Origin of the sequence: Rathayibacter sp. VKM Ac-2762, assembly GCF_009866585.1 — a bacterium.
Taxonomy (GTDB): domain Bacteria; phylum Actinomycetota; class Actinomycetes; order Actinomycetales; family Microbacteriaceae; genus Rathayibacter.
The window spans coordinates 2,274,877-2,286,610 of the sequence record NZ_CP047419.1; the positions used below are offsets into that span (position 1 = coordinate 2,274,877).

Genomic DNA, 11,734 nt, shown 5'->3' on the forward strand with positions numbered 1-11,734 from the left:
GACGCCCGCCATACGCCCCGGTCCGTAGCATGACGGCATGCGCGTGCTGATCGTCGAGGACGAGCCCTATCTCGCCGAGGCGGTGCGCGACGGGCTGCGCCTCGAGGCGATCGCCGCCGACATCGCCCCCGACGGCGAGACGGCCCTCGAGCAGCTGGCGGTCACCGACTACGACGCCGTGCTGCTCGACCGCGACCTGCCCGGCATCCCCGGCGACGAGGTGCTGCGGCGGATCGTCGCGGACGCGCTGCCGGTGCGGGTGCTGATGGTGACCGCGGCGGACCGGCTCGACGAGAAGGTGCGCGGCTTCGAGCTCGGGGCGGACGACTACATCACCAAGCCCTTCGCCCTCCGCGAGGTGGTGATGCGCCTGCGGGCCGTCGCGCGCCGGCCGGCCGAGGGCGCGCCCCCGGTGCTGGAGTTCGCCGGGCTCCGGCTCGATCCGTTCCGCCGCGAGGTCTACCGCGGCGACCGCTACGTGGCGCTGACGCGCAAGGAGTTCGCCGTGCTCGAGGTCCTGATGGCCGCGCGCGGCGGGATCGTGAGCGCCGAGACGCTGCTCGAGCGGGCCTGGGACGCGAACGCCGATCCGTTCACCAACGCCGTCCGCATCACGATCTCCTCGCTGCGCAAGCGGCTCGGCGACCCCTGGGTCGTCCGCACCGAGCCGGGCGTCGGCTACGGGATGGTCGACCCCGGCGCCCCGGCACCGTGAGCGTCCGCCTCCGCCTCACCCTCAGCTACGCGGGGTTCCTCCTCGTCGCGGGCGGAGCGCTCATCGCCCTGCTGTTCTACGTCCTCCGCTTCGTGCCCGATGAGCAGATCGACGCGGGTGGCCCCTTCGTGCCGAGCCGCACGGACCTGATCGAGGCACTCCTCCCGCGGGTGTGGCAGGTGCTCCTCGCCCTGGCGGTGGTGGGGCTGATCGGCGGCTGGTTCCTCGCCGGGCGGATCCTGCGCCCGCTGGCGAGGATCAGCGCGGTCGCCCGGGAGGTGGCCGCCGGCTCGCTCGACCGGCGGGTCGGGCTCGGGGGCCGACCCGACGAGTTCGGCCTGCTCGCCGACGCCTTCGACTCGATGCTCGAGCGGCTGGAGCGCTCCTTCGCGGAGCAGCGGAGGTTCGCGGCGAACGCCTCGCACGAGCTGCGGACCCCGCAGGCGATCGCGCGCAGCATCCTCGACGCGGCCCTCGCCGACCCCGGGAGCGGCGACCCGGGCGAGACGCTCCGGCGCCTCGACGAGACGAACCGGCGGGGCACCGAGATCGTGGAGGCGCTGCTCGCCCTGGCGGCCCTCGACTCGTCCGAGCCGCTCCTCCGGGAGCCCGTCGACATCGCCGAGACCGCCTCCGACGTCGTCGACGAGCTGCGCCCGCTGGCCGAGGCCTCCGGGATCGTCGTGGTCGACGAGCTGGGCGAGGGCTCGTTCGACGGGCATCCGGTGCTGGTGCGGCAGCTGCTCGGCAACCTCGTGCTGAACGGCGTCCGCCACAACGTGCCGGAGGGCGGCCGGGTGGTCGTCGCGACGCGGACCGCACCCGACGGAGCGGTCGAGGTCGCGGTCGTCAACACCGGACCGGTGGTGCCCGACGCGCTGCTCGCCACGATGACCGAGCCCTTCGTGCGCGGCGCCGGACGCACCGCGGGCGGGGCGGCCCCGCGCGGCGCCGGGCTCGGGCTCGCGCTCGCCGCCCGGATCGTCCAGGTGCACGACGGCGAGCTGCGCCTCGACGCCCGCGACGAGGGCGGGCTCACGGTGACGGTGCGGTTCCCCCCTCCCGGCGTATGGTCGGCGTCTGCTCGGCCCTGACGCTCCCGTCACCCCTCCCCTGGTGTGCTCGCTGCATGCGCTCCACCTTCGTCTCCCCTCACCGCCCTCGCCGCGCCGGCTCCGCCGTGATCGCCGCCTCCCTGGCCGTCGTCCTGCTCGCCGCCCTCCTCGGAGCGGCGTCGTGGGCCCTCCTGAGCGAGCGGCGCGGCAGCGCGCCCGCGGCGGCCGAGCTCTTCTCCGACCCCCTCGGCGACGAGGACGGCTACATCGAGGAGGGCGAGTCGGTCTCGCCCTTCGCCGACGACCTCCCGGCGATCGCCCGCCTCGACCCCGCCCTGCGCGCGGCCGTCCAGGCCGCCGCCACGGACGCGGCCGCCGACGACGTGCCCTTCGTGGTGACCAGCGGCTGGCGCAGCGAGCGCTACCAGCAGGCGCTGGTCGACGACGCCGTCCGCGAGTACGGCGCGGAGGAGGCGGGCCGCCGCGTCGCATCCGTCACCTCCTCCGCCCACCTCACCGGCGGCGCGGTCGACATCGGCTACACGGACGCGGACAGCTGGCTCGCGCAGCACGGCACCGACTACGGGCTCTGCCAGATCTACGCGAACGAGATCTGGCACTTCGAGCTCGCCACCGAGCCGGGCGGCGACTGCCCGGAGCAGCTGCCCGACGCGAGCGCGACCTGAGCGGCTCTCCCGCGCTCCCGGGATCCGATGCGTCGCGAACGGTCGTCATCGGAGCCGCGTGGGAGCCGTTCGCGACGCATCGATCGCGCAGGCGGCCGGGCGACCGGGCTCAGCGGCTGGTGAGCAGCTCGACGAACTCGTCGGCCATCGCGAGCTGGGCGCTCAGCGCCTCGCGGCGCTCGCGAGCCTGCGCGACGAAGGCGTCGAGCTGCGCGCGGACCTCGGCAGGCGCGTCGTCGCCCTCGGCCTCGAGGGTGTCGATCACGCGGAGCAGCGCGGCCATCTCCTCCAGCGAGAAGCCGAGCGGCTTCATGCGGCGGATGAGGATCAGGCGGTCGTAGTCGGTGGACGTGTAGAGGCGGAAGCCGCCCTCGGTGCGGCCGGACGCCTTCACGAGGCCGATCTCGTCGTAGTGGCGCAGGGTCCGGAGCGAGAGGCCGGTCCGCTCGGCGAGCTCGCCGATGTGCATGGTGCCGATCCTGCTCACCCCTTCAGATCTACCCTTACGTGAGGGTAGGGTTGCACGTGCTGCTGACACGCCTCTGCAAGCTTGGCATCCCCGCCCGCTTCCGCCGACCCGATGCCGCAGCCCTCCGCGCTCCTCGTCGAGCACCCCTCCCACTCCCTGGAGCCGCCGCGATGGCCCTCGCCTCGAAGACCCCTGCCCGCCCGCACGCCGAGCCCACCGTGATGACGGCGCTGCGCACCCCCCGCATCCTGACCCGCGAGGTCCTCGCCGGCCTCGTGGTCGCGCTCGCGCTCATCCCCGAGGCGATCTCGTTCTCGATCATCGCGGGCGTGGATCCGCGGGTCGGCCTCTTCTCGTCGTTCGTGATGGCCGTGTCGATCGCGTTCCTCGGCGGACGCCCCGCGATGATCACCGCCGCCACCGGCGCCGTCGCCCTCGTGATCGCCCCCGTCGCCCGCGACTACGGGATGGACTACTTCATCGCGACGGTGATCCTCGCGGGCGTGTTCCAGATCGTGCTCGGGCTGCTCGGAGTGGCGAAGCTCATGCGCTTCATCCCCCGCAGCGTGATGGTCGGATTCGTGAACGCGCTGGCGATCCTGATCTTCTCGGCGCAGATCCCCAACCTGATCGGCGTGCCCTGGCTGGTCTACCCGCTGGTCGCCGTCGGCATCGTGATCATGGTCGTGATGCCGCGCCTGACGAAGGCCGTTCCGGCGCCTCTCGTCGCCATCGTCCTCATCACCGCGGCGGTCGTCGTCACGGCCGTCGCCGTCCCCACCGTGGGCGATCAGGGCGAGCTGCCCCGCAGCCTCCCCGAGCTGTTCGTCCCGGACGTGCCGCTGACCTGGGAGACCTTCACGACCATCGCGCCGTACGCCGTCGCGATGGCGCTCGTCGGACTCCTCGAGTCGCTGATGACCGCGAAGCTCGTCGACGACATCACCGACACCCCCTCCCGCAAGACCCGCGAGTCGCTCGGGCAGGGCGCCGCGAACGTGCTCTCCGGCCTGTTCGGCGGCATGGGCGGCTGCGCGATGATCGGCCAGACGATGATCAACGTGAAGGCGTCCGGCGCCCGCACCCGCATCTCGACCTTCCTCGCCGGCGTGTTCCTCCTGATCCTCGTCGTCGCGCTCGGCGACCTCGTCGCGATCATCCCGATGGCCGCGCTGGTCGCGGTGATGGTGATGGTGTCGGTGGCGACCTTCGACTGGCACAGCATCCGCCCGTCGACCCTGAAGCGGATGCCCGTGGGCGAGACGGTCGTCATGATCGCCACGGTCGTCGTGGTCGTCCTCACCCACAACCTGGCGATCGGAGTCGTCGTCGGCGTCCTCGCCGCCATGGTCGTCTTCGCCCGCCGGGTCGCCCACTTCGCCACCGTCGAGCGCACCCTCTCGGCCGACGGATCGACGGCCCACTACACGGTCACCGGCGAGCTGTTCTTCGCCTCCAGCAACGACCTCACCACGCAGTTCTCGTACGCGGAGGACCCCGCGCACGTCGTGATCGACCTCTCCGGCTCCCACATCTGGGACACCTCGACCGTCGCCGCGCTGGACGCCGTCACGACCAAGTACGAGCGCCACGGCACCCGCGCCGTGATCGCGGGCATGAACGACGCCTCCACCCGGATGCACGGCCGCCTCGCCGGGAACCTAGGCGCGGGGCACTGAGGGCGGGGGCCGCGGGACCGCGGCGCCCGCCGGGGTCGATGCGTCACGAACGGTCGTCACGGCGGGCGGATGAGGACCGTTCCTGACGCCTCGATCCCGAGGGGGCGGGGGTGGGAGGGCGAGCGGGCGGCGCTAGACGCGCACGGGTGCGACGGAGGCGCGGCGGATCAGGCGCGTCTCCAGCTCCATGCGGGTGGCCGAGGCGCCCGAGGCGAGCGGGGTCGCCGACCGGTGCGCCTGGTGCAGCATCCGGAAGGCGATGGCGCCCATCTCGCCGATGGGCTGCTGGATCGTGGTCATCGGCGGGGTCGCCCAGGCCGACTCCTCGACGTCGTCGAAGCCGATGACGCTGAGGTCGCGGGGGATGCGGAGGCCGGCGTCGTCGGCGGCCTCGTAGACGCCGAGCGCCATCACGTCGGAGCAGGCGAAGAAGGCGGTCGGCGCGTCCGGCTCGGCGAGCATCAGCCCGGCGGCCTCGCGGGCCAGCTCGCGGTCCCAGTCGCAGTAGGCGACGCGCGGATCCTCGACTCCGGCGGCGCGGAGCGCGGTGGTGAAGCCGTCGATCCGGGCGCTGCTGTAGAGCTGGGTGCGGGTGCCGCCGAGGACGCCGAAGCGGGTGTGGCCGGCGTCGAGGAGGTGCTCGGCGGCCATGCGGCCCCCGTCCCAGTTGGTCGCGCCGACGCTCGCGACATCGGCCGGCGGCCGCGTGCTGGGGTCGACGACGACGACGGGCAGCTCGGCGGTGGTCAGCAGGTGCAGCTGCGCGGCCGAGACGTTGACCAGCACCACGATGGCGCCGAGCGAGGGGCGGCGGAGGAGGCGGCTGATCCAGGCGCCGTCGTCGCGGGCGCGGGTGAGCACCAGGTCGACCCCGGCGGCGGAGGCCTCGGCCTCGATGCCCTCGAGGACCGGGCCGATCCAGGTGCCGCCGATGTGGCCGACGACGACGTCGACGATCTGGGCGGAGTGCGGATCCTCGACCGGCGGGCGCAGGCGCGGACGGCGGCGGTAGCCGAGCGCGTGCGCCGCCTCCATCACGCGCAGACGGGTCGCCTCCGAGACGTCGGTGCCGCCGTTGAGCACCTTCGAGACGGTGGGGACGCTCGTCCCGGCGCGCTCGGCGATGAGCGCCATGGTCGGGCGGGTGGTCGCTCCGGAGACGTCGTCGTGGTCGGGCATGTGCTCACCGTAGCGGATACCGACTTTCGCAACTGGACCGGCGCGCGGACGGCTTGCTCCCGCCGGGAACCGCGGTGCATGATGGTCGGACGCCGGGGCTCCCGCACAGAAGTTGCGCAAGTCCTGTTCGATGACGAACCGCGGAGCGATCCGCCCGCACGTGAGGACGACGATGACCGACCACTCCCCGACCACTCCCGGCAAGACGGCCCTCGTCGTCCGAGGGGGCTGGGACGGCCACCAACCGGTCGAGGCGACCGAGCTGTTCCTGCCGTTCCTCCGCGACAACGGCTACGACGTGCGCGTCGAGGAGTCGACCGCCGTGTACGCCGACGAGGCCTACATGCGGACGGTCGACCTGATCGTGCAGTCGAACACGATGACCTCCATCCAGTGGGAGGAGTTCCTGGGCCTCCGCGCTGCGGTCGAGCGCGGCACGGGCCTCGCCGGCTGGCACGGCGGGATCGCCGACTCCTACCGCGACAACTCCGACTACCTGCAGCTGATCGGCGGCCAGTTCGCCTCGCACCCCGGCAAGCACCCGGACGAGCGCACCGGCGAGCAGTCGGACAACTACATGCCGCACACGATCGAGATGACGGCCCTCGCCGCCGACCACCCGATCACGCAGGGCATCACCGACTTCGAGCTGGTCACGGAGCAGTACTGGGTGCTGCACGACGACTACAACGACGTGCTCGCCACGACCACGCAGGCCGTCCGCCCGTGGGACCCGTGGAAGCGCCCCATCACCTCCCCCGCGATCTGGACCCGCCTCTGGGGCGAGGGCCGCATCTTCGTCTCGACGCCGGGCCACCGCGTCGAGATCCTCCAGGACGACAACGTCCGCACGATCATCGAGAGGGGAATGCTGTGGGCGTCCCGCTGAGAGTCGGCATCATCGGCGTCGGGAAGATCAGCGAGCAGTACCTCGCGAACCTCCCGACCTTCCCCGGCCTCCGCCTCGTCGCGGTCGCCGACCTGAACCAGGAGCGGGCGCAGCAGGTCGCCGACGAGCAGGGCGTCCGCGCCCTCACCGTCGACGCGCTGATCGACGACCCGGAGATCGACGCGGTGCTGAACCTCACGATCCCGGCGGCGCACGTCGAGATCGGCACCCGCGCCCTGAAGGCGGGCAAGCACGTCTTCGCCGAGAAGCCGCTCGGGCTGAACCCGGCCGAGGCCGCGCCGATGCTCGACCTCGCGGACGAGCTGGGCCTGCGCTTCGCGAGCGCCCCGGACACGGTGCTCGGGACCGGCGTGCAGACCGCGCGCCTCACCCTCGACTCCGGCGCGATCGGCACCCCGATCGCCGCGCAGGTGCACTGGGCCGCTCCCGGCCACGAGCGCTGGCACCCGGCGCCCGAGTTCTACTACCAGCCCGGCGGCGGCCCGCTGCTGGACATGGGCCCGTACTACCTGACGGCGCTCGTGCTCTTCTTCGGGCCGGTCGTCCGCGTCACGGGCCTGGCCACCCGCTCCGACCGCCCGCGCACGATCGAGACCGGGCCGAAGGCGGGCACGCCGATCGAGGTGACGATCGACACGCACATCACCGCGCTGCTCGAGCACGCGAGCGGAGTCGCCACCACCGTCACCGTGAGCTTCGAGGTCTGGCGCAGCCGGGCCCCGAAGTTCGAGGTCTACGGCACCGAGGGCACCATCTCGGTCCCGGATCCGAACATGTTCTCGGACCCGGTCGAGGTCGCCGTCCGCGACGAGGACTGGCGGGTCGTCCCCGACTCCGCCGGCGTGATCGACACCGGTCGCGGAGTGGGACTGGCCGACCTCGCGGAGGCGATCGCGGAGGACCGCCCGCACCGCGCCTCCGGCCGCGTGGCCCTGCACGTGCTCGAGATCATGGACGCCGTGCTCCGCTCGAACGAGGAGAAGGCGGTCGTGACGATCGCGAGCACCGCCGAGAAGCCCGACGTGATGCCGCTGCGCACGGCGGGCTCGATCGGCGCCTGACAGCGCCGGGGGGCGACGACGGGAGGCGGGGGATCGCCGCCAGCGCGTCGCTCCCCGTTCGGGGGTGACGGCGGGGGGCGACGCCGTAGACTCGGCGGATCGACGGTCCTCAGCCGCCGTCGCACGCGGAGGGGGATCGGCCGTGGCAGTCGGCTTCCGGCGGAGCGGTGAGCTCCGTGCCCTCGCGCGCCCCCGGCTCCGGGCGGCCGGCGACCCGCTCTCCCCCGAGGACCACCGCTCCCGGCTGTCCGGTTGGCTCAGCATGCCCGGCGGGCCGGGTCTCGTGCGCCCCTCCGCCCTCGCTCCGGCGTGGGAGGCGCCCCTGCTCCGGCTCGTGCGCGCCGGGGCGCCGGCGGAGGACCTGCACGAGGCGACCACCGGCTCCCCCGAGGGCTCGCGCCTCGCGGCCGTCGTCGAGCTCGTCCGCGACGCCCTGCACTCCGCGGACGACGATCGCGCTCTGCGGCTCACCGGCTGGCTGGTGCGCATCCGCTACGACCCGTCGGCCGACTTCTTCCTCCGCCGCTACGGGATCGCGCTGACCGTCCGCCTGCCGCTGAGCGGCGGCCTCGACGTGGAGGTGCCGCTCGACGCCCCGGCGCTGCGCCTGCTCTACGCCGAGCTGGCGGCACCCACGGATCCGGCCGCGGCGGTCGTGGCGGTCGAGACCCTGGAGCCGTCGACCCTCGCGGCGTCGACGCTCGCCTCCCTCTACTCCGCCCGCCGCCGCTGGAGCGACGTGGCCGAGTTCTCGGCGCCCGTCGAGAACGTGGACGCCGCCTCCGCCGCGGTGCTCATCCGCCGCGGCGTCGCTCTCCGCGAGCTCGGCCTGATCGAGGGCGCCCTCGAGGCGTTCGACCGCGTGGTGCGCCCGACCGTCACCAGTGCGCGGCCCGTGGAGCTGCGGGCGGAGGCGCTGCTCGAGCGCGCGAGCACGCTCCTCTCGGACGGGCGCACGGCTCCGGCTCGGCGCGATCTGGAGCGCGTGCTCTCCCGCTATCCGGACAGCGCCGCGGCGCACGAGCTGCTGGCGGTCACCGTGCGCTGACGCGACGGAGGGGCGCACCCTCTGCAGGATGCGCCCCTCCGGGGAGTGCGTCGGCTCAGTGCGTCGGCTCAGCCCTCGGCCTTCGAGGGCTTGCCCTCGGCGGGCAGGACCTCGTGCGGGGTGTCGCGCTCGTCCTCGCCCTCGGCCTGCGACGGCTTGTCGGATTGGTCGTCCGGGTCCTCGACGGGGCTCGGGGTCTGGTCGCTCATCGGAGTCCCTCCGGCTCGTCGGACGTGGCGGACGGCTCGGGGTGCGCCTCGAACTCCATCCAGGCGCGGTCCAGATCGGCCTGCGCCGACTCGGGCTCGCTGGCGAAGTAGCCGTCGTAGATCGCGCGGCCGCCGTGCTCGGGCAGGTCGTCGCGACCGCCGAAGGCCTGCGCGAAGCGGCCGACCTCGTCGTCCCTCTTCTGCTGATCCCGCAACCAGGCGGGGAAGGTCTGCGTCATGGTGACACCTCTCTCTCCTGCCCTCCAGCCAATCGCCCGCCGCGGATCCGGGCAAGCCCTTCCGCCGCGGGCCCCGAGGGGCCAGGCTCCGCCCTGGAGGGCGCGGGCTCCGCCCTGGAGGAGCGGCGCTCCGCCCTCTAGAGGACATGTCCGCTACAGGGCGCCCCCGCCCCCGCCGCGGAGGAGAGCCGGCCCCTAGCGTGAGCCCGTGACCGACCCCGCTTCTCCGCGCCCCGCCCGCACCGCCGCGGGTCTGCGCCGCACTCTGCTCGCTCTGACCGCGACCGTCGCCCTGCTCGCCGGCACCGCGGCTCCCCTCGCCTCCGCCGAGCCGGACCCGGTGCCGGTCGGGAACGACCACCTCGCCAACGGCGTCGCCGCCTGGGGGCGCTACCTCAACGGGGAGTGGGACGTGCCGACGGGCATGTCCGACCTCACGGACGTCGCGAGCAGCTACAGCCACACCCTCGCGCTCCACACCGACGGCACCGTCGAGGCCTGGGGAGCGGATCTGGAGGGCGAGCGGGACGTGCCGGCCGGGCTCCGCGAGGTGACCGCGATCTCGACCGGGTACCTCCACAGCATCGCCCTCACGATGGAGGGGACGGTCGTCGCGTGGGGCGACGACCGTCAGGGCCAGACCGACGTCCCGGCCGGACTCGGCGGCGTGACCGCCGTCGCCGCGGGCAGCTACCACACCCTCGCTCTGCGGGGCGACGGGACCGTGGCGGCCTGGGGCTCCGATCAGTTCGGAGCGACCGACGTGCCGGCGGGTCTCTCCGGAGTGGTCGCGATCGCCGCGGGCGGCTGGAACAGCCTCGCGCTGCGCGCCGACGGGACGGTCGTGGCGTGGGGCGGCGACGACAGGGGCGCGTACACCGCCCCGGCAGGCCTCCGCGACGTCGTCGCCGTCTCGGTCAGCTACTCCCACAGCCTCGCCCTGAAGCGGGACGGCACCGTCGTCACCTGGGGCGACCCCGCCGACTCCGGCTTGCCGCGGGTCCCCGCCGATCTCGGCGGCATCACCGCGATCGCCGCCGGCATCGGCTTCAGCGTCCTGCTGACGTCCGACGGCACCGTCGTCTCCCTGCACCCCGACGGCGACACGGAGCTGGACGTCCCGGCCGGGATCACCGGCGCCACCGGCATCGCGGTCGGCTTCAACCACGCCTTCGCGGTCGGCCCGCTGCCGACCCTCACCGCCGACACCGCCGAGACGCTCGTCAAGACCGGGACCCGCTACTCCGCGACCTTCACGGCGTCCGGCCCGGCCGCGACCTTCGAGGTCTCGTCCGGCGCCCTTCCCGCGGGGGTGGCCCTCTCGCCGGAGGGCGTCGTCTCGGGCAGGCCGACCACCGCAGGCGACTCCACCTTCACGGTGAGCGCGCGGAACGCGTACGGCACCACGGCCGGCGTGCCGCACACGGTCACCGTGGTCCCCGCGAACACCCCGCCCGTCGTGACGGTCGCCTACGCCACCGACGGCGCCTCCTACGAGAAGGGCTCGGAGCCGAGGGCCGCCTGCGCGATCACGGATGCGGAGAGCGGAACGTTCAGCGAGGAGGCCGTCGTCACCGGCACGCTCGTGAACGGCCTCGGCACCCGCACGGCGACCTGCACCTGGACCGACCCCGGAGGACTGACCACGACCGCCGCCGCGACCTACCGGATCGTCGACACCGGCGTCCCCACCATCGCCGCGACGACCGCGCCGACGGCTCCGAACGCCGCGGGCTGGTTCCGCTCCCCCGTCTCCGTCGGCTTCTCCTGCGCCGACGGCAGCGGCTCCGGGATCCGCAGCTGCACCCCCGCGCGGATCCTGCGCGAGGGCCCCGGCCAGAGCGTCACCGGCACCGCCGTCGACAACGCGGGCAACCGCGCCACGACGACCCGCAGCGGCATCGCCATCGACACCACGAAGCCGCAGCTCTCGTTCACGTCGAGGCCCGAGGGGTCCTACCCCTTCGGCACCGTGCTCCCGGAGGCGCGCTGCCTCGGGGACGACGCGCTCTCGGGACTCACCGGCGACTGCGTGATCACGGGCGGCGGCCGCTCCGTCGGTCCGCACGTGTACCGGGCGACCGCGACCGACCGGGCGGGCAACGTCTCGACCCTCACCGCGTCCTACACCGTGACCCCGTGGACGATCGGCGGGCTCAGCACCTCGGTGAAGAGCGTGGCCGCCGGAGCCGCGACCGGCATGACGTTCCAGGTGACGTCCACGTCGTCCGCGGGCACGTTCCGCCACTCCGCCCTCGCCGACGTGCGCGGCGTCACGCAGAGGCAGACCTCCTGCACCGCCGGCGCCGTCCTCACCGGAGCGCCGACGACCACCCTGACCGGACGCCTCCGCTACGACACCGCGACGAACCGCTACGTGAAGGCGTGGACGGTGCCCGCGAAGCGGGGCACCTGCTGGACGCTGACGGTCACGACGGCGGACGGCAGCACGGGGAGCGCCCGGTACTCGGTGAAGTAGCGGCG

12 protein-coding genes are annotated in these 11,734 nt (G+C 73.7%); 8 read left to right on the forward strand and 4 right to left on the reverse strand.

Annotated features, from left to right (window positions below; translation table 11 throughout):
* Nucleotides 1–37: 37 nt before the first annotated feature.
* The 3 genes from GTU71_RS10745 to GTU71_RS10755 are packed head-to-tail and all read left to right on the forward strand — an operon-like array spanning nt 38 to nt 2,456.
* Nucleotides 38–715, forward strand: coding sequence for a response regulator transcription factor (locus GTU71_RS10745; RefSeq protein ID WP_104282595.1), 678 nt, complete (start codon nt 38–40; stop codon nt 713–715).
* The gene (locus tag GTU71_RS10750; RefSeq protein WP_159940037.1) at nt 712–1,809 is read left to right on the forward strand and encodes a HAMP domain-containing sensor histidine kinase; all 1,098 of its coding nucleotides are present in this window, start codon (nt 712–714) and stop codon (nt 1,807–1,809) included. The genes GTU71_RS10745 and GTU71_RS10750 overlap by 4 nt, the downstream gene beginning before the upstream one ends.
* 35 nt (nt 1,810–1,844) lie before the next feature.
* Entirely contained in the window at nt 1,845–2,456 is a 612-nt protein-coding gene (locus tag GTU71_RS10755; protein ID WP_104282597.1) for a D-alanyl-D-alanine carboxypeptidase family protein, read from the forward strand.
* A 109-nt stretch (nt 2,457–2,565) separates the two neighbouring features.
* On the opposite strand, the gene GTU71_RS10760 is transcribed toward GTU71_RS10755, so the two are convergent.
* Nucleotides 2,566–2,925, reverse strand: coding sequence for a MerR family transcriptional regulator (locus GTU71_RS10760; protein WP_104227142.1), 360 nt, complete (start codon nt 2,923–2,925; stop codon nt 2,566–2,568).
* A 170-nt stretch (nt 2,926–3,095) separates the two neighbouring features.
* On the opposite strand from GTU71_RS10760, the gene GTU71_RS10765 reads away from it, so the two are divergent.
* The gene (locus GTU71_RS10765) at nt 3,096–4,604 is read left to right on the forward strand and encodes a SulP family inorganic anion transporter (RefSeq protein ID WP_159940039.1); all 1,509 of its coding nucleotides are present in this window, start codon (nt 3,096–3,098) and stop codon (nt 4,602–4,604) included.
* A 132-nt stretch (nt 4,605–4,736) separates the two neighbouring features.
* Here GTU71_RS10765 and GTU71_RS10770 read toward each other — a convergent pair whose 3' ends face one another.
* Nucleotides 4,737–5,783, reverse strand: coding sequence for a LacI family DNA-binding transcriptional regulator (locus tag GTU71_RS10770; protein WP_104224297.1), 1,047 nt, complete (start codon nt 5,781–5,783; stop codon nt 4,737–4,739).
* 172 nt (nt 5,784–5,955) lie between these two features.
* Here GTU71_RS10770 and GTU71_RS10775 point away from each other — a divergent pair, with 172 nt between their 5' ends.
* The 3 genes from GTU71_RS10775 to GTU71_RS10785 all read left to right on the forward strand — a co-directional run bounded on the left by GTU71_RS10775 (nt 5,956) and on the right by GTU71_RS10785 (nt 8,802).
* Nucleotides 5,956–6,672 (forward strand): ThuA domain-containing protein, encoded by a 717-nt coding sequence (locus GTU71_RS10775; protein ID WP_104227162.1) that lies wholly within the window; start codon nt 5,956–5,958, stop codon nt 6,670–6,672.
* Nucleotides 6,657–7,754, forward strand: coding sequence for a Gfo/Idh/MocA family oxidoreductase (locus tag GTU71_RS10780; protein ID WP_159940041.1), 1,098 nt, complete (start codon nt 6,657–6,659; stop codon nt 7,752–7,754). The genes GTU71_RS10775 and GTU71_RS10780 overlap by 16 nt, the downstream gene beginning before the upstream one ends.
* A gap of 142 nt (nt 7,755–7,896) precedes the next feature.
* Entirely contained in the window at nt 7,897–8,802 is a 906-nt protein-coding gene (locus tag GTU71_RS10785; protein WP_159940043.1) for a tetratricopeptide repeat protein, read from the forward strand.
* 68 nt (nt 8,803–8,870) lie between these two features.
* On the opposite strand, the gene GTU71_RS10790 is transcribed toward GTU71_RS10785, so the two are convergent.
* Both GTU71_RS10790 and GTU71_RS10795 read right to left on the reverse strand, forming a co-directional pair.
* The gene (locus tag GTU71_RS10790) at nt 8,871–9,011 is read right to left on the reverse strand and encodes a hypothetical protein (RefSeq protein WP_159940045.1); all 141 of its coding nucleotides are present in this window, start codon (nt 9,009–9,011) and stop codon (nt 8,871–8,873) included.
* Entirely contained in the window at nt 9,008–9,250 is a 243-nt protein-coding gene (locus tag GTU71_RS10795) for a hypothetical protein (RefSeq protein WP_104227148.1), read from the reverse strand. Before GTU71_RS10795 ends, GTU71_RS10790 begins: the two co-directional genes overlap by 4 nt.
* A gap of 208 nt (nt 9,251–9,458) precedes the next feature.
* Between GTU71_RS10795 and GTU71_RS10800 the strand changes: the two genes are divergently transcribed.
* Nucleotides 9,459–11,729, forward strand: coding sequence for a PxKF domain-containing protein (locus GTU71_RS10800; RefSeq protein ID WP_159940047.1), 2,271 nt, complete (start codon nt 9,459–9,461; stop codon nt 11,727–11,729).
* Nucleotides 11,730–11,734: the final 5 nt, after the last annotated feature.